Source organism: Streptomyces sp. NPDC093984, assembly GCF_044764595.1.
In the GTDB taxonomy this organism is placed as follows: domain Bacteria; phylum Actinomycetota; class Actinomycetes; order Streptomycetales; family Streptomycetaceae; genus Streptomyces; species Streptomyces cynarae.
In genome coordinates this window covers 129,715-155,113 of the sequence record NZ_JBIWIM010000006.1, presented here as the reverse complement: position 1 = coordinate 155,113, position 25,399 = coordinate 129,715, and the positions used below count along the sequence as shown (strand labels likewise).

Genomic DNA, 25,399 nt, shown 5'->3' with positions numbered 1-25,399 from the left:
CCGGGGCCCCTTCGCGCACAGGTGCGTCAGCTCGTCGTCAGGGCGGTGTCGTCGATGACGAAGCTGGTCTGCAGCGAGGAGTCCTCCACGCCGCTGAACTTCAGGGTGACCGTGGACCCCGCGAACGAGGACAGGTCGAAGGACTTCTGGGTGTAACCGGAGGCCGCGTTGACGTTCGAGTACGTCGCCAGCGTGGTCGACCCGGCCGTCACCGTCAGCTTGTCGTACGCGGTGCTGCCGGTCTCCGCGGTGTCGATGTGCAGGTAGAAGGTCAGCGTGGCCTTGCAGCCGGACGGGATGGTCACCGACTGGGACAGCGTGTCGGTGTGCGAGGAGCCGTACCCGTCGAGCCAGGCGTAGTAGGAGCCGCTGTGCGCCGCCTCACCGCTGCCGTTGGTGATCACGCCGCTGGAGGCGCTCCAGGTGGTGTTGCCCGACTCGAAGCCCGGGTTGCCGAGCAACTGCGCCGAGGAGCAGGTGCCGCCGCCGGAGGAGCCCACCGTCCAGGTGAAGGAGGTGGAGCCGGAGGCGCCGGTTGCGTCCTTGGCGGTGACGGTCACGCTGTAGGTGCCCGCGGTAGAGGCGGTACCGGAGATCAGGCCGGTCGAGCTGTTGATCGACAGGCCGGTGGGCAGTCCGGTGGCGCTGTAGGTGAGGGCGGCGCCCGCGCTGTCCGTCGCCTTGATCTGCACGCTGACCGAGCTGCCGGTCGTGGTGGACTGGTTGCCCGGGTTGGTGACGGTCACCGTGTTGCCGGTGCTGCTGCCGGAGGAGAAGGCGGTCGTGCCGTTGGGGGTGCCCCAGCCGGTCGGGCCGTCGTAGCCGGTGCGCGCGGTGCAGAAGTACGAGGTCGAGCAGGAGCCGTTGCTGCCGCTGGTGACGTCGTACAGGTTGGTCGTGTGGGAGTAGGGGTACTTCGCCGGGTAGTCGCTGGAGCCCGGGGTGCCCGCGAGGGCGTAGACGCCGGCGATGATCGGGGCGGAGGCGCTGGTGCCGCCGTAGACGGCCCAGCCGGAGCCGCCGTAGGTGTCGTAGACCGCGACGCCGGTGGCCGGGTCGGCGACCGCGGAGACGTCGGCCTCCATGCGCTTGGAGCAGCCGGTGTCGGTCTGCCAGCTCGGCTTCGGGTCGTAGGCGGAGCAGCCCGAGCCGGTGCCCTCGGTGGAGCTGGTGTGCCAGACGCTCTCGCTCCAGCCGCGGGAGTTGGAGGCGGTGGTCAGCGCGGTGCCGCCGACGGCGGTGACGTACTGGGAGGTCGCCGGGTACTCGGCGCCGTAGGCGGAGTCGCCCGCGGAGACCGTGATCGCGACACCCGGGTGCTTGAAGTAGGAGGTGTCCTCGCTGGTCTGGGTGGAGGACTCGGAGCCGCCCCAGCTGTTGGAGACGAACTTGGCGCCCAGCGAGACGGCCTCGTTCTCGGCGATGCCGAGGTCGGTGTCGTTGGCGGAGTTGGCCTCGACGAGGATGATGTTGCAGTTGGGGCAGACGGCGCTGACCATGTCGATGTCGAGCGCCTCCTCACCGGCCCACCCGGTGTCGTTCGTGGGCAGCGAGGTGGTCGAACCGGTCTGGCTGACCTGCTTGAAGCAGCCGTTGGCCTTGGTGCACGCCGACAGGCCGTACGTCGAGCGGTAGGTGGCCAGGTCCGACTCGGCGTTGGGGTCGTTGTAGGCGTCGACCACGGCGACGGTCAGGCCGGAGCCGCCGGTCGAGGGCAGGTTGTAGGCGCTGTGCAGGTTGGCCGGGCTCAGGCCGGAGGGCGCGGCGGCCGCGAGCGCGGAGGCCAGGCGCTGCCTGATGTCGGTGCGGCGCTGGGCGAAGCAGGACGCCTGGCCGGGCTTCGCGGTGGCGCACAGGTGCTGGGTCGGGACCTTCTGCCCGGCCTTGCCGGTCGAGTGGACGGTCTGCCGCTGGGGGTCGGTGAGCGCCTTGGCGTTCTGGGACGTGCGGGTGGTGTGCGCGGTGGCGGCGGGCGCGGTCTGCGCGCCCGCGGACGGGGCCGCCAGGAACCCGGCGACGGTGAGGGTGAGGGCCGGGACGGCGGCGGTCAGGAGTCTTCGAAGACCCCGGCGCCGCTTGTTCGGGCGTGACGCACGCATGGGGGTGTTGCCTCCATCTGTCGAGGCCGGCACCGCGTGGGCCTGGGTGGGGCCGGACGCGGAACCACAGCCGGAAGTGGGGATTCACGAGCTGGGTGGCAGGCCGTGACGCGCGTAGCGGCGGTGGGACGCGCGCCATGGGCATGACACCTAGGACACCCTGCGATGCCGATGAGCGCGACATGACAGGACGGGCAGAACGTAACCCCCTCCGCCCCCGGAAGGCTCCCCCGAGGGAAGATCTTTGCCGCGCCGTAGGCAACGCTTAGCCCCCTCATAGGAGGGGGTTGGCGCTTCGATGGGAGGCGGGCCCGGCGAAGGGCTCAGGCCCAGAGCTGGCCCTGGAGCGTCTCGATGGCCTCTTCCGTGGTGGCGGCCGTGTAGACGCCGGTCGAGAGGTACTTCCAGCCGCCGTCGGCCACGACGAAGACGATGTCGGCGCTCTCGCCCGCCTTGACGGCCTTCTTGCCGACGCCGATCGCGGCGTGCAGCGCGGCCCCGGTGGAGATGCCCGCGAAGATGCCCTCCTGCTGGAGCAGTTCACGGGTCCGGGTCACCGCGTCCGCCGAGCCGACGGAGAAACGGCTGGTGAGGACGGAGGCGTCGTACAGCTCCGGCACGAAGCCCTCGTCGAGGTTCCGCAGGCCGTACACCAGGTCGTCGTAGCGCGGTTCGGCGGCGACGATCTGCACGTCCGGCTTGTTCTCGCGCAGGTAGCGGCCCACGCCCATGAGGGTGCCGGTGGTGCCGAGCCCGGCCACGAAGTGCGTGATGGACGGCAGGTCGGCGAGGATCTCGGGGGCGGTCGTCGCGTAGTGCGCGCCCGCGTTGTCCGGGTTGCCGTACTGGTAGAGCATCACCCAGTCCGGGTGCTCGGCCGCCAGTTCCTTGGCGACGCGCACGGCCGTGTTGGAGCCGCCCGCCGCCGGGCTGGAGATGATCTCGGCACCCCACATGGCGAGCAGTTCCCGGCGCTCCTGCGAGGTGTTCTCGGGCATGACGCACACCATGCGGTAGCCCTTGAGCTTGGCCGCCATGGCCAGGGAGATGCCGGTGTTGCCCGAGGTGGGCTCGAGGATCGTGCAGCCGGGGGTGAGGCGGCCGTCCTTCTCCGCCTGTTCGATCATGTGCAGCGCGGGGCGGTCCTTGACCGAGCCGGTCGGGTTGCGGTCCTCCAGTTTGGCCCAGATACGGACGTCGGGGGACGGCGACAGCCGCGGCAGGCGCACCAGGGGTGTGTTGCCCACCGCGGCCAGCGGGGAGTCGTAGCGCATCGGTGATCAGCGACCGTCGGAACTCAGGCCATGCCGCCGGCGACGGCCGGCAGGATCGTCACGTTGTCGCCGTCGGCGACCTTGGTGTTGATGCCGTCGAGGAAGCGGACGTCCTCGTCGTTCAGGTAGACGTTCACGAAGCGGCGCAGCTCGCCGCCGTCCACGATGCGGGCCTGGATGCCCGGGTGGCGGGTCTCGAGGTCGGCGAACAGGTCGGCGAGGGTCTCCCCGGTGCCTTCCACCGCCTTCTGGCCGTCGGTGTACTGGCGGAGGATGGTCGGGATGCGGACCTCGATGGCCATGGTTGCGGGCTCCTGTCGGAAGGAAGTCAGGGTGGGGGTCCACCCTGCTCGAGCGAAGTCGAGAGCTTGGGGAGGGCGCGCGGCTGCGCGAGGACGCGGTGGTACCGCGGGTCGGGCGCCGCGGCTCACGGCCGTACGGCGGCAGGGACAGCGTCAACAGATGGCGCTGGCGAGCCTGCACAGGTCGACGTGCAGCCGCGCCACGAGCAGTGCGCCCGGCGTCTTGTCGCTCACGTCGTTCAGAACCATGCGCTCATCGTAACGATTCCCGGGCCGCCCCCTGGAGTGTGATCTCGCTGTTCGGACAGATTTCATCCGAGGCGCGAGACGGAGGGTCGGCCACCGGGATCAGGGGCGGATGACCACCTGATCAGTACGACTCCACGATCTTGACCTCTTCCTCCGTGACCTCGCCCTCCACGATCCGGAAGGAGCGGAACTGGAAGGGGCCCGCGCCGTCGGTGTCGGCGGTGGAGACCAGGACGTAGTGGGCGCCGGGCTCGTTGGCGTAGGAGATGTCCGTGCGGGACGGGTAGGCCTCGGTCGCGGTGTGGGAGTGGTAGATGACCACCGGGTCCTCGTCGCGGTCGTCCAGCTCCCGGTAGAGCTTGAGCAGGTCGCCGGAGTCGAACTCGTAGAACGTGGGCGACATGGCCGCGTTCAGCATCGGGATGAAGCGCTCGGGGCGGTCGGAGCCGGCCGGGCCGGCGACGACGCCGCACGCCTCGTCGGGGTGGTCCTTGCGCGCGTGCGCGACGATCTGGTCGACGAGGGCCTGGGTGATGGTCAGCATGACGGTCAGCATAAGCAGAAGGGCCGCCCCGTACCGAGGGGTGGTACGGGGCGGCCCACATGGTGAGCTACGCGTGAGCCGGGAGACTCACCAGAGACTCAGCGGACCTTCTCCAGCTCCTGCTCGCGGCGCTGGGCGACCTGCGGGTTGCGGGCCTTCAGGACCGCCCAGCCGACGGCCAGGGCGGCCGCCCAGACCGCCATGACGTACAGGCAGACGCGGGAGTCGGCGTCGTAGGCGATCAGGCAGGTGACGAAGAGCAGGAACGTGATGGCGATCCAGCTGCACACCGCGCCGCCCGGCGCCGGGAAGGAGGAGGCGGGCAGCCGGCCCGCGTCCACCGCGCGGCGGTACAGGACGTGGCTGACCAGGATCATCAGCCAGGTCCAGATGCCGGCCGCGGTGGCCACCGAGGTGACGTAGCCGAAGGCCTTCTCCGGGACGACGTAGTTGAGGACCACGCCGATGCCCATGAAGGCGACCGAGACCGTGATGCCGAGGGCCGGGGTCTTCGAGGCGGACAGCTTGCTGAAGACGCGGGGGGCCTCGCCGTTGTCCGCGAGGGTGCGCAGCATGCGGCCCGTGGAGTACATGCCCGAGTTGCAGGACGACAGGGCCGCGGTGAGCACCACGAAGTTGACGATGCCCGCGCCGGCCGGGATGCCGATGACCGCGAACGCCTTCACGAAGGGGCTGACGCCCGCCGCGAACTCGGTCCACTTCACCACGCACAGGATCACGGTGAGGGCGCCGACGTAGAACAGGGCGATGCGCCAGGGCAGGGTGTTGATCGCCTTGGGGAGGGTCTTCTCCGGGTCCTCGGACTCGCCCGCGGTGACACCGACCAGCTCGACGGCGAGGTAGGCGAACATGACGCCCTGCAGGGTCATCAGGGACGAGCCGATGCCCTTGGGGAAGAAGCCGTCGAACTGCCAGAGGTTGGAGACCGTGGCGGTGTCACCGGCCGCGCTGAAGCCGAAGGTCAGCACGCCGAGACCGATGACGATCATGCCGATCAGCGCGGTGACCTTGACCATCGAGAACCAGAACTCGATCTCGCCGAACAGCTTCACCGAGATCAGGTTGGCCACGAAGAGGACCACCAGGAAGACCAGCGCCGTCACCCACTGCGGGATCGACGGGAACCAGTAGTGGACGTAGATCGCGGCGGCCGTCAGCTCGGCCATGCCGGTCACCACCCACATCAGCCAGTACGTCCAGCCGGTGAAGTAGCCGAAGAACGGGCCGAGGAACTCGCGGGAGTACTCCGCGAAGGATCCCGACACCGGGCGGTACAGGAGCAGCTCGCCGAGCGCCCGCATGATGAAGAAGATGATCACGCCGGCGAGGGCGTACATGAGGATCAGGCTGGGCCCGGCCTTGGCGATGTTCGCCCCCGCGCCCAGGAACAGGCCGACGCCGATGGCGCCGCCGATCGCGATCATCTGGACCTGACGGCTGCCGAGCCCGCGCTCGTACCCCTCCTCAGGGGTGTTCTCCTTCTCGACCTGCGCTGAGGTCATGTGTGGTGCGCCTTTCTCCATGCCGACCCGGGCCTCTCGTCGGCCGCGGATCGTCTCGATCCCCCCGGATTGATGGAGCGAGCGGGCACGGGCTCTCCCGGGTCCGCTCATGCCTGGCCGACGGTCGTCGGCTCGGTGGCGCACCCGGCGCGACATGGGTGGTGTTCGCCGGGCGGTCGTGAAGATTTATCACGACCGCAACACTGATCACCTGGAAGCGATGTGGCGCAGCACACAGCAAGAAGCGGACAAAGTACGCACGAACGGCCCATACATGGCCGCAATGGTGACGCGATCGTTATCCGGATTTGAGCGTCCGCTGAGCGAACACGAAATCCACACAGGTCAGGGCATAAGGGTGGTGACCAGCGTCTCCTGGAGACCGCCGAGCCACAGATACGCCATCACCATCGGCTTGCGCGGGTCCTCGTCCGGCAGCCGGTACAGCTCGTCGGTGTCGTCCTCGTCGGCGACCTCGAGCCGGGAGCCGATCGCGAGGCGCAGGTCGTTCAGGGCGCCGAGCCACCGCTCGCACTCCTCGCGCGACAGCTTGAGCACCCCGCCCTCCCGGCTCGCCGAGGTCAGCGCGTCCAGGGTGCGGATCACCGCGAGGGCGTTTTCGCGTTTGCGGGCGCGCAGGTCGTTCTCGGTGAAGCGGCGGAACTCGGCGGAGTGGGCGCGCAGCTCGTCGGCCTCACCGGACGAGACGGGCTCGCTGCCGGGGTCGCCGTACGCGTCCGGGAACAGCCGGCGCAGCACCGGGTCGGCGGGCGGTTCGCTCGGGCCCTCGGCGAACAGCTCGGCGAGCGGATCCTCGGGGGCGTTCTCGGCGGGGCCCGGCCCGATGAGTTCCAGCAACTGCACGGCCAGCGAGCGGATGATGGAGATCTCGACGTCGTCGAGGGCGACGGCCGCGCCGCCGCCGGGGAGCGGTTCGAAGTGTCCTGACATGAAGGGAGGTCGCTACTTCCGGTCCTGCTGGAGGGTGGCCCACAAGCCGTAGCCGTGCATCGCCTGCACGTCGCGTTCCATCTCCTCGCGCGTACCGCTGGAGACGACCGCCCGGCCCTTGTGGTGGACGTCGAGCATGAGCTTGGTGGCCTTGTCCTTGGAATAGCCGAAGTACGTCTGGAAGACGTACGTCACATAGCTCATGAGATTGACCGGGTCGTTGTGGACGATCGTGACCCAGGGGACGTCGGGCTCGGGTACGGCGAACTCTTCCTCCGCCGACTGTGTTCGTTCGATCTCTACTGGAGCGGGTGACGTCACAAGCCCCATGCTGCCACCCGAGGGGGGTGGTCGCACAAACGGGCACCTCCACCCGGCCCCCAAATCGTCAGACTGACGAGATGAGGAGTACGATCGGCCGTCGCAGGCACTTGTAGCACCGAAGGGTGCACCCGAAGAGTCGTGTGTGAGGAGAGCTTTGGTGGGCGTAGCGGACCTTGGGCTGCCGGTGGACGTTCCCTCGACGGCGCTCTTCACCGACCACTACGAGCTGACGATGCTGCAGGCCGCCCTCAGGGCGGGCACCGCCGAGCGGCGCTCGGTCTTCGAGGTCTTCACCCGGCGGCTGCCCGACGGCCGCCGCTACGGCGTGGTGGCCGGTACCGGGCGTGTCCTGGACGCGGTGGAGAACTTCCGCTTCGACGCGGGCGTCCTCGGCTTCCTGCGCGAGCGCCGGGTCGTGGACGACGAGACGCTGGACTGGCTCGCCGGCTATCGCTTCAGCGGCGACATCTGGGGCTACCCGGAGGGCGAGGTGTACTTCCCCGGCTCGCCGATCATGCGGGTCGAGGGCTCCTTCGCCGAGTGCGTGCTGCTGGAGACCGTCATCCTGTCGATCCTCAACCACGACTCGGCCGTCGCGGCCGCCGCCTCGCGCATGGCCTCCGCCGCCGGGGACCGGCCGCTGATCGAGATGGGCGCCCGGCGCACCCACGAACTGGCCGCCGTGGCCGCCTCCCGCGCCGCGTACGTCGGCGGCTTCACCACCACCTCGGACCTGGCGGCCGGCTTCCGGTACGGCATTCCCACGGTCGGGACGTCCGCGCACGCCTTCACGCTGCTGCACGACAGCGAGCGGGACGCCTTCCGGGCCCAGGTCGAGTCGCTCGGCCGGGGCACCACGCTGCTCGTGGACACCTACGACGTCACGGAGGCCGTCCGGCTGGCCGTCGAGGTGGCCGGGCCCGAGCTGGGCGCCGTGCGCATCGACTCGGGTGACCTGCTGCTGGTCGCGCACCGGGTGCGGCAGCAGCTGGACGCGCTGGGCGCCTCCCACACGAAGATCATCGTGACCTCGGACCTGGACGAGTACGCCATCGCCTCGCTGGCGGCGGCGCCCGTGGACGCGTACGGCGTGGGCACCCGGCTGGTGACGGGCTCCGGGCACCCGACCTGCTCGATGGTCTACAAGCTGGTCGCCCGCGCCGAGTCGGCGGACCCGAAGGCGCCGCTGGTGCCGGTGGCGAAGAAGTCGACCGGCGGAAAGACGTCCGTCGGCGGGCGCAAGTGGGCGGCACGGCGGCTGGACGGGCACGGGGTGGCCGAGGCCGAGGTGGTCGGCGTCGGGCCGGTGCCGGACGAGCTGGCGGACCGGCAGCTGCTGGTGCAGCTGGTCAAGGGGGGCGAGGTGATCTCCCGGGAGCCGCTGGACGTCGTCCGCGACCGGCACGCGGCCGCCCGCGCCAACCTGCCGCTGTCGGCGACGCAGCTGTCGCGCGGGGAGCCGGTGATCCCGACCGAGTACGTCTGACGCGTCGCTGTTGACGCGCCGGGAGGACCATGGAGGAGGGGGCGGACTGCGGCTTCGGCCGCTGCTCGCCCGAGGGCGCATGGACGGACGGCGGCCCGGAATGCAACGGCAACGCACCCCGCGCACCCGGCCGACCGCCCGACGCCCTCTCCCGCCCGGTCCCCGAAGTCTCTAGGCTCGGTAGGTCATGTAGTTCACGGACGGCCGGGCCCGCACCCTCCACACCCGAACCGCTGCCAAGCCGAAGGACACCGACCATGCGCCGCGCCTTGATCGTCGTAGACGTGCAGAACGACTTCTGTGAGGGTGGCAGCCTCGCGGTGGCCGGGGGTGCCGATGTGGCCGCCGCGATCACCGAGCTGATCGGGCAGGCCCCCGCCGGGTACCGCCACGTGGTGGCCACCCGGGACCACCACATCGCCCCGGGGGGTCACTTCGCCGACAATCCCGACTACGTCCACTCGTGGCCCGCGCACTGCGTGGCGGGCACGGAGGGCGTGGGCTTCCACCCGAACTTCGCCCCGGCGGTCGCCTCCGGCGCGGTCGACGCCGTGTTCGACAAGGGGGCGTACTCGGCGGCGTACAGCGGGTTCGAGGGCGTCGACGAGAACGGGGTCGGGCTCGGGGACTGGCTGCGGGAGCGGGAGATCGACGAGGTGGACGTGGTGGGGATCGCCACGGACCACTGCGTGCGCGCCACCGCGCTGGACGCGGTGCGCCAGGGCTTCCGTACGCAGGTCCTGCTGGACCTGACCGCCGGGGTGGCCGAGGAGACCACGGAGCGCGCGCTGGAGGAGCTCCGGGAGGCGGGCGTGGAGCTGTCCGGCAAGCCGGTGGTGTCCTGACCCTCGCCGCGCCCCCGCACCCGCCTCCCCGTGTCCCCCGTGCGTCTCAGCGGGTCACGGCTGGGCCGTCCGTCTCAGCAGGGACCTGATCGGGTGCCACAGCTCGACCGACAGGTCCTGTGCCGCGATGTCCGGGGCCGTGCGCCATATCAGGCCGTCGGGGTGGTGCAGGACCGCCGTGACCTCGTCCGGGGACGGCGGGGCCGCGTTGCCGCGCAGGTAGACCGCGCGCAGGCCCAGGTTGCGCAGCCGCGTCAGGGCGCGGGCGCGGTTCTGGGCGTGGACCAGGACGCGGACCGAACCGGCGCCCGAACCCGGGCTGGGCAGGTTCAGAGCCACCACCACACTGCCGTTCGGCAGCTTGCAGAAACCTCCTGCGGCCATACGCGTCACACCCCCGTGAGACCTGGTGTCAATAAGAGAGCCACAGCAGGCACCTAAGCACGATCGGCGGCCGCCCGCCAAGGGGCTGCCGCCGATACGCCTCTGACCTGCGGAAATGCCGACTACTTCACCGCGGGTCCGACTTCCAGCTCGATCGTCGAGCCGTTCACGCCCTGCTTGATGATCTTGATCTTGGTGTTGGTGTCAGTGATCTTGACCCCGGCCGCCGGGTTCGAGGCGTCGTAGTAGGTGCTGGTGTGGTCGTTGAAGACCGACACACCCTTCGACGACTTGATCTCCGTCGCGACGCCCTCCTTGTGCAGGGTGATGCCGTCGGTGCGCTCCAGGCTGAACGGTGAGTCGTAGGCCTGGATGCGGTTGCGCATCAGCGTGCCGTCGGACCACTTCAGCGGGGTGGGGTGCGAATCGATCGGCAGGATCAGGCCGGTGCCGGCGTGGTCCTTGGTGTTGTCGTCCGCCTGGGAGGTGTCCCACTTCCAGATCAGCAGGCCGTTCTGGTACGGGTAGTGCTCCACCCAGTCCGGACGGGCCGGCGCGAAGCCGAAGTTGTACGGGCCGGCCTTGAGGGTCTTGTCGTACGACACGTACTGGCGGTTCTCGGCGATGTAGTACTGCTTGTAGTCCTTGGTGAAGGACGCGCCGATACGGGAGAAGCCGTTCGCGGTCCAAGCGGCGTCCGCGCTCTCGGCGTTGTCGGAGAAGAGCGCCAAGCCGTCGGCGGTCAGCGTGATCTCGTCGGCCGCGAAGCCCTTCAGGGCCACACCGCCGTCCGTCTGGTAGCGGAAGCGGAGCTGGATCTTCTTGCCCGCGTAGGCGTCGAGGGGGTACGACAGCTTCTTGTAGCCGTCGACCGTGCCGGTCAGGGCCGGGGTGCCGCTGGCGTCACGCGGGACGGCCTGGCCGTCCACCGTGCCGTCCAGCGCGGTCCAGTTGGCGCCGCCGTCGGTCGACACCTCGGTGTAGAGGTGGTCGTAGCCCGCCTCGATGTCGTAGTAGCCCTCGAGGGACAGCGTCGCCGAGGACTTGCCGGTGAGGTCCACGGAACGGGTCAGCGTGTTCTTCAGGTCGTTGCCGCTGCCGCTCCACCACTGGGCCGAGCCCTGCGCGGGGGTCACGACCTGGGTGGTGACCGCCTTGTCGGGCAGGTTGACCACCAGCGCCTGCCGGTACTTGGTGTTGTACTCGGCGACGCCCAGCTTGTGCCAGGACTTGATGCCGGCCTTGGCGGTGTCGTAGTTGAGCCAGCCCAGCTGGAGCTTGTCCCAGGCGTTCATGTCGCCGGGGAGGTCGCCGATGGCCTCCTTGCCGGTGCCCAGCCAGGAGCCGGAGGACATCAGGGTCCAGAAGCCGGTGGAGTTCTCGCCGCCGTTGGTGTCGTACTCGTCCGGCAGGCCGAGGTCGTGGCCGTACTCGTGGGCGTAGACGCCCAGGCCGCCGTTCTCCGGCTGAATGGTGTAGTCGCCGACCCAGATGCCGCTGTCGCCGATCTGCGTGCCGCCCAGCTTGTTGCCCGCCGGGCCGGTGGCGCCGGCGTCGGTGCCGAAGGCGTACCAGCGGTGGGCCCAGATCGCGTCGGTGCCCTGGGCGCCGCCGCCCGCGGACTCGTCCTCGCCGGCGTGCACGATCTGGAAGTGGTCGATGTAGCCGTCGGGCTCGTTGAAGTTGCCGTCACCGTCGTAGTCGTAGCGGTCCCACTGGTCGAACCGCGCCAGGTCCGCCTTGATGTCCGCGTCGGACTTGCCGGCCGCCTTCTGCTGGGCGACCCAGGCGGTCACACCGTCGCTGACGACGTTCCACACGCTCGGGCAGTTGGTGGAACCACAGGCGTTGTTGCCGTAACGGGCCTCGTTGTAGGGGACCTTGACCCAGTCGGCGACCTCGCCGTCCACCGAGTAGCGGCCCGAGGACTGCTTCTCGTAGTACTTCTTCACCGACTCGACGTTGTCGCCGGTGCCGAAGTACAGGTCCTGGAAGTGCTTCTGGTCGTAGTCCTTCTGCCAGGCCGTCGAGTTGTCCTTCGTACGGTCCGGCGCGGCTATCCGGTTGTGCAGGGGGCCCGCCGTGCCGCCGAACTTGGGGTCGGTCTTGTCGCCGAACTCGACCAGGATGGTGAAGATCCTGTCGGTCTTCTCCCGGCTCAGCTCGACGTACTTGGGGTCGCCCTTCTTGCTCCTGAGCTCGACGACCTTCGAGCCGTTGCGCTCCTTGGCCTTGGCCTTGCCGGATATGACCTGGCTCAGGGCCTCCTGGCGCTGGGCCTCCTGCGTCTTGCTCAGCGGGCCGTCGAGGTCGTGCTCCTGCTGCTTCACCGGCGCCGGGTCGTGCCGGTTGACGGCAGCGGACTTGGCGGTGGTGTCCGCCTCCGCGACGGCGAAGGTGGAGAACGTGGCGGAGGCCGCCGCGAGCGCGACGCCTATCGCGGCCGCTCTGAACGTCCAGGGTCTGCTGGTCACTTGAGTTCCTCCCCCGCGCCCGGGCGCACGGAAGGGGGTCCTGGTCATGGAGGGCCCGTGCGCACCGATCAACGCGTGTAGTCAAGTGACGACATTTGACCGGAGGTTTACAAGAAAAGACAGATCTTGACTTGCACAGGTCAAGTGCATTAACGGGACGAGGTGTTCGCTATACGAACGAGCGCGGGCGGCATAATCGCCCGTCAACGGGCGCGCGCACGTGTCCAGTTGCTGGAACGCATGACTCCGTGCGCCCCTTGTGCTTCGGAACCGTGGGTTAGGTCACGCTTACCAGCCGTTCCGCTCGGGCATGGTGGCGAATAGAGTCGGCGGGTGGAGCGCCGGAATGGCGGCGGTTTGCCCTGTCGACACCGTTGTCATTTCCGTGATTCCGCGGTTGTACGTCCAAGTGCCCTGGTTCTGACCCCAGTTGTCCGCATCCTCCCCCATCACGAGAGGCACGGGGGGAGTCCCCACCCCGAGGAATGGCCATGCCTCGTCCGAACGCCGCACAGCTCGCCTACGGTTCCTGCACCGTGATCTTCTCCACCCTCGCCATGCTGCTGCTGTCACAGACGAGTTCGGGCCTGGGGATCGCCGTGATCGCCCTGTCGGCGCTCGCACTCGGGCTGCTCGTCGCCGTGACGGTACCGCTGCCGAAGTCCGCGCCGGCCGCCGCGGAGCGGCCCGCCGCGCGGCAGCACGCACCGGCGGGGCGCCCGACGGCGTCGGTCGGAGCCACCGCGGCCACCGAGCCCGTCCGGGAGACGGCGCAGCCCTGAACCGGGCGTACGCAGAACTTCACACCGAGTACTCGAACCGGCGGGCCCGTGATGCACGGGCCCGCCGGTTCGAGTACGCCACCGCCCTCTGTCAGACCGCCGTGCTGACCTCCACCGTCCTGGCCGCCTTGTCGTGCAGTCCCTGTTTGTAGGGCCGGTCGAAGAAGCTCCAGCCGCCGCAGATCGCGGTCCACACGCAGGCGCAGCAGAACGCGAACGGCAGCCACAGCACCAGGGCGCGGATCAGGGACGCCTGGAGGGAGGGGTTCGAGCCGTCGTCGAGGTTGGCCACGCGCATGTTCAGCAGCCTCTTGCCGAGCGTCTGCCCGGTTCTGCTGATCAGGATCGTGTCGTAGGCCGTGTAGAGCACGGCCGCGATCACGGACTGGCCGAGGGACTTGCCGGTGTCGACCTTGGTGGCCTCGACGTTGTACTCGACGGTGTGGAACGCCCAGGACAGCAGCCAGACGACCACGCCGACGAGGATCATGTCGATGATCCGCGCGAGGACGCGCTTGCCGCTGTCGGCGAGCGGGGGCATGCCGGCGAGGGGGTCGGTGCCGTCGTAGGGGCCCTGCGGGCCCCCGCCGCCGTACGGGCCCCCGCCCTCGGGGCCACCACCGCCGTACGGGCCGCCGCCCTCGGGGCCACCACCGCCGTACGGTCCGCCGGGGTGGGGTGGGGGTGTGCCGTACGGGGGGCTGCCGCCGGGTGGTTCACCGCCGGAAGGGGGCTGTCCGTGGGGCGGGGGGCCACCGGGCGGGGGCTCGCCGGCGGGCGGCGGACCGCTGGACGCGGCCCCGCGGCCGGGCGGTGGCCGGTCGGGGTCCGGGGCGTCGCCTCGGCCGGGGGGTGGCGGTTCGGTGCTCATGGCCCGAGTCGACCGCGAACCCTCCGGCTCCGCATCCCTACAGGTCCGTCCGGGTCAGCCCGCCACGAACGTGTGGGCGGCCTTGTCGTGCCAGCACTGGCGCCACGGACGGTCGAACACGCACCACAGGACGCCGACCACGCCCACGACGAGCACACCGGGGACGCTGTAGACCAGCCAGCGGCGCAGGGCCTGGCCGAAGGTCGGGGGCTCGTGGGCCTCGATGTCCCGTACCTCCAGACCGCAGACCTTCTTGCCCAGCGTGCGCCCCCACTTGGCGGTCGGAAGCGCCTCGTAGAGGACCCCGAAGCCCAGCAGCACGGCGAGCACGATCGCGAGGTAGACCGACGTCGTGCCGTCGAGCAGCCAGACCGTGACGGTCTGCCCGGACAGCTTCGCCGCGTCGATCTTCCCGTTGATGTGGTCGATCGCCTTCGTGCCCAGCGGTACCGCGGCCACGCCCGTGACCGCCGCCAGGACCAGGGTGTCGAGCAGCCGCGCCGCGAGCCGCTTGCCGAGTCCCGCGGGCCGGGCCGCCGCCTGTGCCCGGGCGGCCGCCTGGAACGGGTCCTCCACCGGCGGCTTCCAGGGCGCGACGGGCCGGTCGCCCTCAGGCCCCGGGCTCGCCAGCTGGTGCACCTGCTGCGCCCACGAGGGCTGGCCGCCGCCGGGACCGCTGGTCAGGGGCGTGGCGACCGGCGCGGCCGGCTGCTGCGGGGGCGGCCCCGCCACGGGCGCCGCGGGCGCCGGGACTGACGGCTGCTGCGGTGCCGGGACGGGGCTCGGGGCCTCCGGGTCCAGGCCCAGCGCCTGACGGGCCGCGGCCTGGGCGCTCTCCGGGCGCGCGGCGCCGGGCTGCGCCGCACCGGAGCCGGTGCCGGGGCCTGCCGGCGCCGTGCCTCCGACCTGCTCCCCCGTGCGCGGGGAGACCGCGCGGAACTTCATGGTGCCCTCGGAGGGGGCGGGTTCGTCGGTACCGGCGGTGCCCTCCGGGCGCGCCGGCCGGCGGAGCGACGTCGTGCCGGGCGAGCCCGGGGACGCCTCGGGCCCGGAGTCGGCAGCCGGCAGCCGCGGGTCCGCGGCCTGGGCGCCGCCCCAGGACACCCGGCGGTCCTGGTCGCCGCCGAAGCCGGACTGCTGGGAGCGGTCGGCGCCCCAGGCCGGGGCGGGCTCCGGGTGGCCGTCGGCCTGGCCGCCGCGATCGGGTTCGCCGACCGGGTCCTCGTCGAAGAAGTGCGGCCCGGTCTCCTCCACCGAGGGCTGCGCGGGGCGCGCGCCCGCCGGAGGGGAGAGCGGCTCGCCGTCGGTGGGAGCCGGCCGGCTGGTGCCCGGGACCCAGGAGACACCGTTCCAGTACCGGACATATCCGGGAATGGAGGGGTCCGGGTAATAGCCTTCGCGGGGCCTGTCGTCGCCGGGTGCCGGGGTTGGGGCGCTCATGTCCGTCGTCCCGTATCTGCTCGGGGGGTCTTGTGAGGCTCCACATCTATCAGAAGTGTGCAGGCGGCATTGGCGGTCCGCCGGTACCCACCCCTTTCCGGGCGACACCGTGCACGCCCTTCACACGCCCGGAACACACCCGGAAGAAGTTCTCCTAAACGCGCGTGAGGGTTCCGCGCCGCCTGCCCTGCGGCTGGTTCCACCGGGCCGGCGAGCCCGGGCGGCTCGGCCTCGACGGCCGCCCGGCCGCCCCGCTCGCCCCGGCCCCTGCCGGCGACGGGTGAGGCGGCGTGGGCCGAACGGGTCAGAACAGCTTGCCGGGGTTGAGGATGCCCAGCGGGTCGAAGACCTGTTTGACGGCCCGTTGCATCTCCACGCCCACCGGGCCGATCTCGCGCGCCAGCCACTCCTTCTTCAGGACGCCGACGCCGTGTTCGCCGGTGATCGTGCCGCCGAGTCGCAGGCCGAGGGCCATGATCTCGTCGAAGGACTCGCGGGCGCGCCGGGACTCGTCGGGGTCCTGCGCGTCGAAGCAGACGGTCGGGTGGGTGTTGCCGTCCCCGGCGTGGGCGCAGACGCCGATGGTGAGCTGGTACTTCTCGGCGATCCGCTCGACCCCGTCGAGCATCTCGCCGAGCTTGGAGCGGGGCACGCACACGTCGTCGATCATCGTGGTGCCCCTGACCGCTTCGAGCGCGGTGAGCGACAGCCGCCGCGCCTGCAGCAGCAGTTCGGACTCGGCCGCGTCGTCGGCCGGTACGACCTGGGTGGCGCCCGCGGCGTCGCACAGCGCGCCGACGGCGGCGAGGTCGGCGGCAGGGTCCGGGGTGTCGAAGGCGGCGAGGAGCAGCGCTTCGGTGCTCTCCGGGAGGCCCATGTGGGCGAGGGCGTTGACGGCCTTGACGGTCGTACGGTCCATGAGTTCGAGGAGCGACGGCACGTGCCCTCCCGCCATGATCCGGCACACGGCGTCGCAGGCGGCCGCCGCGGAGGCGAACTCGGCCGCCAGGACGAGCTGCTGGGGCGGCTGCGGCTTCAGCGCGAGGATCGCCCGTACGACGATGCCGAGGGAGCCCTCGGAGCCGACGAAGAGCCGGGTGAGGTCGTATCCGGCGACCCCCTTGGCCGTACGGCGGCCGGTGGACATCAGGCGTCCGTCGGCGAGGACGACGTCGAGGCCGAGGACGTACTCGGCCGTCACCCCGTACTTCACGCAGCACAGGCCGCCGGAGGCGGTGCCGATGTTGCCGCCGATGGTGCACATCTCCCAACTGGAGGGGTCCGGCGGGTAGTACAGGCCGTGTTCGCTCACCGCGCGGGAGAGCGTGGCGTTGACGACGCCGGGTTCGACGACGGCGATGCGGTCCACCGGGTCGATCTCCAGGATGCGGTTCATCCTGGTCAGCGAGAGCACGATGCAGCCGTCACAGGCGTTGGCCGCGCCCGACAGGCCGGTGCGGGCGCCCTGCGGGACGACGGGCACGCGCAGTTCGCTTGCGGTCCGCATGACGTGCTGGACCTGTTCGACGGTGCGGGGCAGCACGACCACGGCCGGGGTGCCGGCCGTGCAGAAGCTCGCCATGTCGTTCGCGTACGAGGCCGTGACGTCGGGGTCGGTCAGCACGGCCTCGGCCGGCAGGCCGGCCCTGAGGCGGTCGAGGAGGTTGCCGGTGACTTCGTCGCGCGGGGCTTCGATACGGCTCATGATCACAGCGTCGCACCGGGGGGCGGCGGTGGGAAGCCCGGAGCGCCCCTGGAGGGGCTGGAGGAGCGCCTGGGGCGGGCGCTCCTTCCAGGGGCGGCGGACAGGGCGGCCTACAGGTTGCCGCGCTTGGCCTGCTCGCGCTCGATCGCCTCGAACAGGGCCTTGAAGTTGCCCTTGCCGAAGCCCATGGAGCCGTGGCGCTCGATGATCTCGAAGAAGACCGTCGGGCGGTCCTGGACCGGCTTGGTGAAGATCTGCAGCAGATAGCCGTCCTCGTCGCGGTCGGCGAGGATCTTCAGCTCGCGCAGGGTCTCGACGGGGACCCGGGTGTCGCCGACCCACTCGCCGAGGGTGTCGTAGTACGAGTCCGGGGTGTCGAGGAACTCCACACCGGCCGCCCGCATGGTGCGGACCGTCCGCACGATGTCGTTGGTGTTGAGCGCGATGTGCTGGACGCCGGGGCCGCCGTAGAACTCCAGGTACTCGTCGATCTGGGACTTCTTCTTGGCGACGGCGGGCTCGTTGATCGGGAACTTGACCTTGAGCGTGCCGTCGGCGACCACCTTGGACATCAGGGCGCTGTACTCGGTGGCGATGTCGTCGCCCACGAACTCCTTCATGTTCGTGAAGCCCATGACCTTGTTGTAGAACTCCACCCATTCGTTCATGCGGCCGAGTTCCACGTTGCCGACACAGTGGTCGATGGCCTGGAAGGTGCGGTGGGCGGGCGGCTCGACGATCGGGTCGGCGGCGACGTAGCCGGGCAGGTAGGGGCCGTCGTAGCCGGAGCGCTCGACCAGGGTGTGGCGGGTCTCGCCGTAGGTGGCGATCGCGGCGAGGACGACGGTGCCGTGCTCGTCCTTCAGCTCGTACGGCTCGGCGACGGAGCGGGCGCCGTGCTCGAGGGCGTACGCGTACGCGGCGCGGGCGTCGGGGACCTCGATGGCGAGGTCGACCACGCCGTCGCCGTGCTCGGCCACGTGCTGGGCGAGGAAGTGGCCCCAGGTGGTGGCGGGCTTGACGACGGAGGTGAGGACGAAACGGGCGGAGCCGTTCTCCAGGACGTAGCTCGCGGTCTCGCGGCTGCCGTTCTCCGGTCCGGAGTACGCCACGAGCCGCATGCCGAAGGCGGTGGAGTAGTAGTGCGCGGCCTGCTTGGCGTTGCCGACGGCGAAGACGACCGCGTCCATTCCCTTGACCGGGAAGGGGTCGGCCTCGCGCGCGGTGTCAGGGGCGTGGTGTGTGGTCTGCGTCATAGCGGCAGCCTCGCCCGGCATCGCAAGGTGCGCAATAGTTTGCTTTCCGGCTGGGCAATCTGCCCAGTGAACAGCCCGTGTCGCCGGGCGTTCTGTACAGGATGACCATCGAGGAGCGCGGCATGGCGATCGATCATCTGGACGCCCGGCTCATCGTGCTGCTGGCCCGGGAGCCGCGCATCGGGGTGCTGGAGATGTCCCGGCGGCTCGGGGTGGCGCGCGGCACGGTCCAGGCGCGCCTGGACCGGTTGCAGGCGAACGGGGTGATCCGCGGCTTCGGCCCGGAGGTGGACCCGGCGGCGCTCGGCTACCCGGTCACGGCGTTCGCGACCCTGCAGATCCGCCAGGGCCAGGGCGCGGACGTACGGGCCCATCTGGCGACGGTCCCGGAGGTCCTGGAGCTGCACACGACGACGGGCAGCGGCGACATGCTGTGCCGTCTGGTGGCCCGCTCGAACGCGGACCTGCAACGGGTGATCGACCGGGTGGTCGGCTTCGAGGGCATCGTCCGCGCCTCCACGGCGATCGTGATGGAGAACCCGGTACCGCTGCGGGTGATCCCGTTGGTGGAGCAGGCGGCGCTGGACCGGGAGGGGACCTGAGCGTGGGGTCGAGCCCCGCGGTGCAGTGGAGGGATCAGGCCCCGTGCCCGGCCGGGTCCGCCGTGGCGCGGAGGACGGGGTCGTTGCGCAGTCGTACGAAGGTGACGAGCAGGGTCACCGCCTGCAGTACGGCGCACGCCCCGATGACGTCGGTCAGATACGGCGGTGGGGTGACGGCGAGCAGGACGCCCGCCACGGGGAAGGGCAGCAGCAGGAGCAGGATCGTCAGGGACAGCGTCGTGCCGAAGGCCGCGGGCGGGATGATCAGCGAGCGCAGCGTGCGCAGCACCACGGTGAGCCCTCCGTCGGCGGCCATGAAGAGGGCCACGAGGGCCGTGTAGCTGAGGTAGGAGGGGGCCTGCGGCACGGCGAGGCAGGCGGCGGACGCGACGGTGGCACTGATCACTCCGACCCCCCACAGGCCCAGCCGGTCGAGGGCGAACCGGCAGCAGGTGACCGCGACCAGCGTGGCGGCGGCGGCGACCGACCAGAGCGTGCCGACGGCGGCCGGGGACCGGCCGAAGTGGCCCTCCACGAGGACGGGGCCGGCCGACTGCAGCAGGCCGAGCGCCAGGTTCGAGCAGGCCAGGCCGACCACGAGCCGCCGCAGGGAGGGCAGGGAACGCAGCGTCCGCCACCCTTCCCGCATGCCTCCGCCGCGTCGCTGTCCGCCCTGGCGCGACGCACGCAGGGGTGTGGGCGGGGTCTGCAGGGCGAGGCCGGCGGACAGGAAGGACAGCACGCTCAGGCACGCGAGCATGCGGGTCGGCCCGGTCAGGAGCAGGACGCCGCCCAGGGCCGGGCCGACGAGGGTGGCCGTCTGGTCGATGCCGATCAGCACCGGCTGCACCTTGTGGGACCGTCCCTCGATGCGGCGGCCCACGATGGCGCCCACCGCCTCGTTGGCGATGAAGCTGAACTGGGTGAGGGCACCGGTCACGGCGGCCAGTGCCATGACCGTGGCGGTCTCGGCCGTCCCTCTCGGCAGTATCACCAGCACGACAGCGGCACCCGCCACCAGCAGGGCGCGGGTGAGCGAGGCGAGGAAGCACACGATCGCCGCGCCGCTGCGGTCCACCAGGTCACCGGCGAAGCTGAAGGCGGCCACCCGGGGGATCCACTCCAGCGCGAAGGCCAGGCCGGTCAGGGAGGCGGAGCCGGTGGTCGCCAGCACGACGAGCGGCATGGCGTAGGTCGCCATCGAGTAGGCGAGCGCGTCGCAGGCGCGCGGCGCGTAGACCCGTCGGAACAGGCTGCCCGTGGGCACCGCGGCGTGCCGGCCGGCCGGCTGGATCTCGTACAGGGAGACGGTCACGAAGTGAGGGGGCTTTCGGTGAGCGGGTGCACGGACGGACGGCCGGAGCGTTCTCCGCCGCTCACGCGGACGAGGGCGCTTCAGACATCTCGGCCATGGGCATGACACAACGCTGGGCCACGGGGAACTCCGCTCGGAAACGGGAGCCGAAGACAGGCAAAGACCGCGCCGGCAGGCCTTGTTGAGGCGTTAACTACGACGCGGTAACAAGATAGCGGAAGAGATCGCTCCCGCAGAGCCCCCCGGTTGCGCCGATTGGCTCCGGGGTTCCGTGTCCCGGTCACACCGGAGCCGTCGACCGGTTCCCCGGGGGGCGTAGAGCAGTCCCCCGGGGCCGTCGACCGGTCCCCGCGGTCCGTGGCCTAGCAGCTCGGGACCGAGCCGTTCGCCTTTTCGAGGGACTCCAGGGCGTCGATCGCGCTGTTGAGGGTGGTCACCGGGACCAGGCGCAGGCCCTTGGGCAGTTCCGCCTTCGCGTCGGCGCACTCCGCCCTCGGGACCAGGAAGACCGTCGCGCCATCGCGCTTGGCGGCCTGCGTCTTGAGGGCCACGCCACCCACCGGGCCGACCTGGCCCGAGGAGTCGATCGTGCCCGTACCGGCGATCGTGCGGCCGCCCGTGAGGTCGCCGCCCGTGCCGTTGCCGTTCAGCTTGTCGATGATGCCGAGGGTGAACAGCAGCCCCGCGCTGGGGCCGCCGACGTCCGCGAGCTTCAGCGTGACCTTCACGTTCTTGTCGCTGAGGTGCAGATACGACAGGGCCGCGCGGGTCGCCGCGTCCTGGGACTGCTTCATCTGCTCGGTGTTGTGCTGCTCGATCTCCTTGACGGTGTCGCCGCTCGGGTAGACGGCGTCGCGCGGCAGCACCGCGCGGTCCGTACGGAACCAGCCGTCGATCACGTCACCGAGTGAGACCTGCGCGTCGGGGCCCGTCGCCTCGATCGTCGTCATCCGCAGCTGGCCGGTCGTCGTGCGGGTGGGCGCCCCGTTGATCGTGATCACCGCGGTGCCCTTGTTCTCGCCCAGCACGTTCGCCGTCATGCCGGGCTGCGCCACGGCGAACGGCAGCGGCGCGAACACCGCCGTGGCGAGCAGAGCCACGACGGGCAGGGCGCAGACGGTGGCAGCCTTGGGGCGGGAGAGACGAGAGAGCACAGGATCAATCTAACGCGACGGCCACTTCTGGCCAGGTGCCGGTCAGGCCCCACGGTTCTCGCTCAGGCCGCCAGGATCTCGCTCAGGCCGCCAGGATCTCGTTCAGGCCGCGTAGAGGTCCGTCCTTCCCGTCGTGAAGCGCCGTAGTGCGTCCGGCAGCGGTTCCACACCGATCCCGGGTGCGGACGGGACCGGCAGATGGCCGTCCTCCAGGACGAACGGCTCGGTGATGTCCTCCGCGAAGTAGCGGGCCGACGCCGAGGTGTCGCCCGGGAGCGTGAAGCCGGGCAGGGCGGCCAGGGCGAGGTTCGGCGCGTGGCCGATGCCCGTCTCCAGCATGCCGCCGCACCACACCGGCACCCCGTGCGCGTGCGCCACGTCGTGCACGCGCCGGGCCTCCAGGTAGCCCCCGACCCTCGCGGGCTTGACGTTCACCACACGGCAGGCGTCCATGGCGATCGCGGAGGCGGTGTCGTGGGCGTTGTGCAGGGACTCGTCCAGACAGACGGGCGTGGTCAGGCGCTGCTGGAGCCGGGCGTGGGCGTACAGGTTGTTCTCGGCGAGAGGCTCCTCGATCAGCAGCAGCCCGAACTCGTCCAGCCGCCGCAGGTGCTCGGCGTCCGCGAGCGTGTACGCCGTGTTCGCGTCGACCTGGAGCGGCAGCGCGTCCCCGAACCGCTCGCGCACGGCCCGTACGGGCTCGAGGTCCCAGCCCGGCTCGATCTTCAGCTTGATGCGGACGTACCCCTCGGCCAGATAGCGCTCGACGTCGCCCAGCAGCTCGGGCACGGAGTCCTTGATGCCGACCGACACCCCGGCCGGCACCCGGTCCCGTACCGCCCCCAGGTAGGTCGCGAGCGGCATGCCGTGCGCGCGCAGCTCGGCGTCCAGGACCGCCGTCTCCAGCGCCGCCTTCGCCAGCTCGTGCCCTTTGACCCGCGCCAGGGCCGGGGCGAGCGCGGCCGTCGTCAGCCGCGGCAGGGCGGCGGCGCGCGGCAGCAGGAAGTCCCGCAGGACGATCTCGGCCCCGGCGACGAACTCGGAGCAGTAGCGCGGCTCCGGGTCGGCCGCGAACTCCGACCAGCCCTCGGCGGTGTCCGTGACGACGTGCAGCAGGAAGGTGTCCTTGGTGGTCATCGTCCCGAAGGAGGTGCGGAACGGGGTCACGAGCGGGATCGCCACATGGACGATCTCGACGCGTTCGAGCTTCATGCGGGGGATTCCTCCTCGCGGGTGAACGTGCGGCTGAGCGTGTACCAGCCGTCCCGGGACATGCCCGTCGCCGTGAACCCCTCGGCGAAGGCCCCGGTGAAGACGTCGCGGACGGCGTGGCGCCAGCGAAGGGCGAGAGCGGGGTCGGCGGCGCGCAGGGCGACGATGTCGTCCGGTACGCGGCACCACACCTGCCGGTCGTCGTGGGAGCGGCGGGCGAGCGGGGCGCCGTCGGGGGCGAGGTGGGTGACGGGTGCGGCGGCGCGGTCGCCGGTCTCGCGACCCTCGCCGGTCTCGCTTCCCTCGCCGGTCTCCCGGCCCTCGCCGGTCTCGCCGCCCTCGCGGTGCGCCGTCAGGTCCCAGGTCACCGTGAGCCGGTCGCTCTCGTCGCCCTCGTTCACGCCGTCGGCCATCCGGCCGTAGAAGTCGACGAGGTACTCGGTGCCCCTCGCGCCCAGCTTGACCAGGTTGAAGCGGGCGTTGCGGCCCACCAGCGGGTCGAACGTCCAGCGCAGGGTGCGCGCGCCGTGCTCCAGGAGCCAGCTGCGCTGCGCCTGCTTCACGGCGTATCCGACGCCCCGGTCGGCCGCCGCCAGCAGGGAGTACGCGTCCGCGGCCGCCGGCGGCCCGAAGACGGCGACGCAGGCCCCGGCGAGCCGGTCCCCGTCCAGGGTGTGGGCGGCGTGCACGGCGCCGCCCGCGTGCACCAGGCTGTGCATCACCTCGGCGGGCAGCGGCGGGGCCTGCCGGGGGGTACGCCAGACGTCGCTGAAGAAGTCGGCCACGGCGGCGATACCGGTCACGTCCTGCACGGTGCGCACGGTGACCCCGGCAGCGCGGGCGGCGTGGTCGGCGTCGACCGCGTGGGTGCGTACGGGTGGTCGGTCCGTCTCTGCAGTCATGACACGAGTGTCGAAGGAGTGGCGGGCGTCGGCGTTGTGGAGACGGACAACGTGCGCGTACGTTGCTGAGAGGATCGGCCAAACACCCGGGGACACTGCCATGGACGTCCGCACGCTCGGCGACTTGCTGGACGTCGTCGGCGAACCCTCTCTGCGCCTGCGCACGGCGCCCACCGGGCTGACCGCGCCCGTCACCGAGGCGCTGCTCCACGACGCCCACGCCCCGCTCCCCCGCACCCCGGGCGCCCTGCTGCTCGCGGTGGGGGTTCCGCCCCGGGCCGCCGGACCGCTGGTGCGGGCAGCGGCGGAGGCCGGGATGACCGGCGTCGTCGTACGGGGCGAGGACGGTCCGGTCACCGAGGCGGAGGCGGCCGGGGTCGCCCTGCTCTGCGTGGAGAAGGACGCGGCCTGGCACCAGGTGCACCTGCTGCTGGCGTCGGCGCTCGCCGCGCGCCCGGCGGCCGGGGGCGGCGGGGACACGCGCGGGGAGTTGTTCGCGCTGGCCGACGCGGTGGCGGCGGCCGTCGGCGGGGCCACCTCGATCGAGGACCCGGGGCAGCGGATCCTCGCCTACTCGACGGTTCCCGGGCAGGCCACGGACGAGGACCGCCGCCAGGGCATCCTCGGCCTGAAGGTGCCGGAGATCCCGGACAACGCCGAGCAGTACCGGACCGTCCTCTCGGCCCCCGGCCCGGTACGGCTGCCGGCTCTCCCGGGGGCGCTGCCACGGCTCGCCGTCGCCGTCCGCGCCGGCGGCGAGACCCTCGGATCCCTGTGGGTGGTGGACGACGGCCGGCTCGCACCCGACGCCGAGAAGGCGCTGGCGCGGGGAGCGTCCACGGCGGCCCTGCTCCTGCTGCGGGCGCGCGCCGCACGGGAACTGGCCCGGCACCAGGACGGCGCCCTGCTGCGCCGCGTCCTCGACGGCACCGCCGACCCGGCCGCCGCCGCCCACCGGCTGGGGCTCCAGGCCGTACGGGTCGCCGCGTTCGTCCTGGACTCCGACTCCACAATGTCCGCTCCGTCCGCCCCGTCCGCACCGGACGACGAACAGACCACGCTCCGGCTGCTGGACCTCGTACGGCTGCAGTGCGAGGCGCGGTACGGGCGCCACGCGTGCGTGCTGGTCGACGGGGTGGTGTACGCGCTGCTGCCCGCCTCCGGGGAGCGCGGTGGTGAGCGGCACCTGCGGTTGGCGGAGGACATCGTTCGGCGGGCGGGGCGGGCGCTGCGGGTGCCGGTGCGGGCGGGACTCGGGGAGGTGGTGCCCTCCCTCGCCGAGGCGGCCGCCTCGCGGCAGGACGCGGACCTGGTGCTGCGGGTGCTCGGGCCGGAGCAGCCGGCGGCGTCCGTGCGGCAGGTGCGGGCCCGGATCACGCTGCTGCGGCTCGCCGAAGTGATGCGGAGCAGGCGGGAGTTGGCCGCGGGCGCATGGGAGGAGGTCGTGGCGTACGACGTCGGGCACGGCACGGAGTACGCGGCGACACTGCTCGCGTGGCTGGAGGCGGGATGCGATGTGGGGGGTGCGGCGCAACGGCTCGCCGTGCACCCGAACACGTGCCGGTACCGGCTGCGTCAGGTGCGGCGGCAGCTCGGGGTGGACCTGGACGACGCGGATGAACGGCTGGCGCTGTGGGTGCAGTTGAGGGTTCTGAACAGTTGAGGGTTTCGAACAGCCGACGGTCCTGGACAGCCGACGGTCCTG

The 25,399-nt window shown here is 71.3% G+C and carries 23 protein-coding genes; 5 read left to right on the top strand and 18 right to left on the bottom strand.

What is annotated here, in order from left to right:
• Window positions 1-26: 26 nt before the first annotated feature.
• The 8 genes from ACIRC0_RS22605 to clpS form a co-directional block, all read right to left on the bottom strand.
• Window positions 27-2,099, bottom strand: a complete 2,073-nt coding sequence (locus ACIRC0_RS22605; protein ID WP_403618243.1) for a putative Ig domain-containing protein — start codon at window positions 2,097-2,099, stop codon at window positions 27-29.
• A 323-nt stretch (window positions 2,100-2,422) separates the two neighbouring features.
• The gene (locus tag ACIRC0_RS22600; protein WP_403618241.1) at window positions 2,423-3,373 is read right to left on the bottom strand and encodes a PLP-dependent cysteine synthase family protein; all 951 of its coding nucleotides are present in this window, start codon (window positions 3,371-3,373) and stop codon (window positions 2,423-2,425) included.
• 23 nt (window positions 3,374-3,396) lie between these two features.
• A complete protein-coding gene (locus ACIRC0_RS22595) occupies window positions 3,397-3,675 on the bottom strand; it encodes a MoaD/ThiS family protein (RefSeq protein WP_103845066.1) in 279 nt (92 codons plus the stop codon).
• Window positions 3,676-3,828: 153 nt separating this feature from the next.
• Window positions 3,829-3,924, bottom strand: coding sequence for a winged helix-turn-helix domain-containing protein (locus tag ACIRC0_RS22590; protein WP_216825713.1), 96 nt, complete (start codon window positions 3,922-3,924; stop codon window positions 3,829-3,831).
• Between the two features lie 121 nt (window positions 3,925-4,045).
• A complete protein-coding gene (locus tag ACIRC0_RS22585; RefSeq protein ID WP_403618238.1) occupies window positions 4,046-4,468 on the bottom strand; it encodes a Mov34/MPN/PAD-1 family protein in 423 nt (140 codons plus the stop codon).
• 98 nt (window positions 4,469-4,566) lie between these two features.
• On the bottom strand, window positions 4,567-5,991 hold the full coding sequence (locus ACIRC0_RS22580; protein ID WP_403618235.1) for an amino acid permease: 1,425 nt from the start codon (window positions 5,989-5,991) through the stop codon (window positions 4,567-4,569).
• Window positions 5,992-6,336: 345 nt separating this feature from the next.
• Entirely contained in the window at window positions 6,337-6,942 is a 606-nt protein-coding gene (locus ACIRC0_RS22575; protein ID WP_403618232.1) for a DUF2017 domain-containing protein, read from the bottom strand.
• A gap of 12 nt (window positions 6,943-6,954) precedes the next feature.
• Window positions 6,955-7,272 carry an ATP-dependent Clp protease adapter ClpS gene (gene clpS, locus ACIRC0_RS22570; protein ID WP_200417652.1) on the bottom strand — a complete coding sequence of 106 codons (318 nt, stop codon included), beginning with the start codon at window positions 7,270-7,272 and terminating at the stop codon, window positions 6,955-6,957.
• A 151-nt stretch (window positions 7,273-7,423) separates the two neighbouring features.
• Here clpS and ACIRC0_RS22565 point away from each other — a divergent pair, with 151 nt between their 5' ends.
• Together ACIRC0_RS22565 and ACIRC0_RS22560 are read left to right on the top strand one after the other, a co-directional pair.
• Window positions 7,424-8,752, top strand: coding sequence for a nicotinate phosphoribosyltransferase (locus ACIRC0_RS22565; RefSeq protein WP_403618229.1), 1,329 nt, complete (start codon window positions 7,424-7,426; stop codon window positions 8,750-8,752).
• 257 nt (window positions 8,753-9,009) lie between these two features.
• On the top strand, window positions 9,010-9,597 hold the full coding sequence (locus tag ACIRC0_RS22560; RefSeq protein WP_403618226.1) for a nicotinamidase: 588 nt from the start codon (window positions 9,010-9,012) through the stop codon (window positions 9,595-9,597).
• A gap of 54 nt (window positions 9,598-9,651) precedes the next feature.
• Here the strand turns inward: ACIRC0_RS22560 and ACIRC0_RS22555 are convergent, their stop codons facing one another.
• A complete protein-coding gene (locus ACIRC0_RS22555) occupies window positions 9,652-9,981 on the bottom strand; it encodes a hypothetical protein (protein WP_403618223.1) in 330 nt (109 codons plus the stop codon).
• Between the two features lie 122 nt (window positions 9,982-10,103).
• Window positions 10,104-12,455, bottom strand: a complete 2,352-nt coding sequence (locus ACIRC0_RS22550; protein ID WP_403618220.1) for an immune inhibitor A domain-containing protein — start codon at window positions 12,453-12,455, stop codon at window positions 10,104-10,106.
• Between the two features lie 491 nt (window positions 12,456-12,946).
• Between ACIRC0_RS22550 and ACIRC0_RS22545 the strand changes: the two genes are divergently transcribed.
• Complete coding sequence (locus tag ACIRC0_RS22545; RefSeq protein ID WP_403618218.1) at window positions 12,947-13,237, top strand: hypothetical protein; 291 nt, start codon at window positions 12,947-12,949, stop codon at window positions 13,235-13,237.
• A 91-nt stretch (window positions 13,238-13,328) separates the two neighbouring features.
• Here the strand turns inward: ACIRC0_RS22545 and ACIRC0_RS22540 are convergent, their stop codons facing one another.
• The 4 genes from ACIRC0_RS22540 to hppD form a co-directional block, all read right to left on the bottom strand.
• Complete coding sequence (locus tag ACIRC0_RS22540) at window positions 13,329-14,108, bottom strand: RDD family protein (protein ID WP_403618215.1); 780 nt, start codon at window positions 14,106-14,108, stop codon at window positions 13,329-13,331.
• Window positions 14,109-14,162: 54 nt separating this feature from the next.
• Window positions 14,163-15,548, bottom strand: coding sequence for an RDD family protein (locus ACIRC0_RS22535; RefSeq protein WP_403618212.1), 1,386 nt, complete (start codon window positions 15,546-15,548; stop codon window positions 14,163-14,165).
• Between the two features lie 304 nt (window positions 15,549-15,852).
• The gene (locus ACIRC0_RS22530) at window positions 15,853-17,259 is read right to left on the bottom strand and encodes an FAD-binding oxidoreductase (protein WP_403618209.1); all 1,407 of its coding nucleotides are present in this window, start codon (window positions 17,257-17,259) and stop codon (window positions 15,853-15,855) included.
• A 104-nt stretch (window positions 17,260-17,363) separates the two neighbouring features.
• Complete coding sequence (gene hppD / locus ACIRC0_RS22525) at window positions 17,364-18,509, bottom strand: 4-hydroxyphenylpyruvate dioxygenase (RefSeq protein WP_403618206.1); 1,146 nt, start codon at window positions 18,507-18,509, stop codon at window positions 17,364-17,366.
• A gap of 122 nt (window positions 18,510-18,631) precedes the next feature.
• Between hppD and ACIRC0_RS22520 the strand changes: the two genes are divergently transcribed.
• Window positions 18,632-19,111, top strand: coding sequence for an Lrp/AsnC family transcriptional regulator (locus ACIRC0_RS22520; RefSeq protein WP_366024794.1), 480 nt, complete (start codon window positions 18,632-18,634; stop codon window positions 19,109-19,111).
• A 34-nt stretch (window positions 19,112-19,145) separates the two neighbouring features.
• On the opposite strand, the gene ACIRC0_RS22515 is transcribed toward ACIRC0_RS22520, so the two are convergent.
• From ACIRC0_RS22515 to ACIRC0_RS22500, 4 genes are all read right to left on the bottom strand, one after another.
• Complete coding sequence (locus ACIRC0_RS22515; RefSeq protein ID WP_403618202.1) at window positions 19,146-20,426, bottom strand: MFS transporter; 1,281 nt, start codon at window positions 20,424-20,426, stop codon at window positions 19,146-19,148.
• A 362-nt stretch (window positions 20,427-20,788) separates the two neighbouring features.
• On the bottom strand, window positions 20,789-21,580 hold the full coding sequence (locus ACIRC0_RS22510; protein ID WP_403618199.1) for a PDZ domain-containing protein: 792 nt from the start codon (window positions 21,578-21,580) through the stop codon (window positions 20,789-20,791).
• Between the two features lie 102 nt (window positions 21,581-21,682).
• Window positions 21,683-22,792, bottom strand: coding sequence for an o-succinylbenzoate synthase (gene menC / locus ACIRC0_RS22505; protein WP_403618197.1), 1,110 nt, complete (start codon window positions 22,790-22,792; stop codon window positions 21,683-21,685).
• Window positions 22,789-23,694 carry a chorismate synthase gene (locus tag ACIRC0_RS22500; RefSeq protein ID WP_403618194.1) on the bottom strand — a complete coding sequence of 302 codons (906 nt, stop codon included), beginning with the start codon at window positions 23,692-23,694 and terminating at the stop codon, window positions 22,789-22,791. Before ACIRC0_RS22500 ends, menC begins: the two co-directional genes overlap by 4 nt.
• A gap of 100 nt (window positions 23,695-23,794) precedes the next feature.
• On the opposite strand from ACIRC0_RS22500, the gene ACIRC0_RS22495 reads away from it, so the two are divergent.
• Window positions 23,795-25,357: a PucR family transcriptional regulator gene (locus ACIRC0_RS22495; RefSeq protein WP_403618191.1), complete on the top strand. Its 1,563-nt coding sequence runs from the start codon at window positions 23,795-23,797 to the stop codon at window positions 25,355-25,357.
• Window positions 25,358-25,399: the final 42 nt, after the last annotated feature.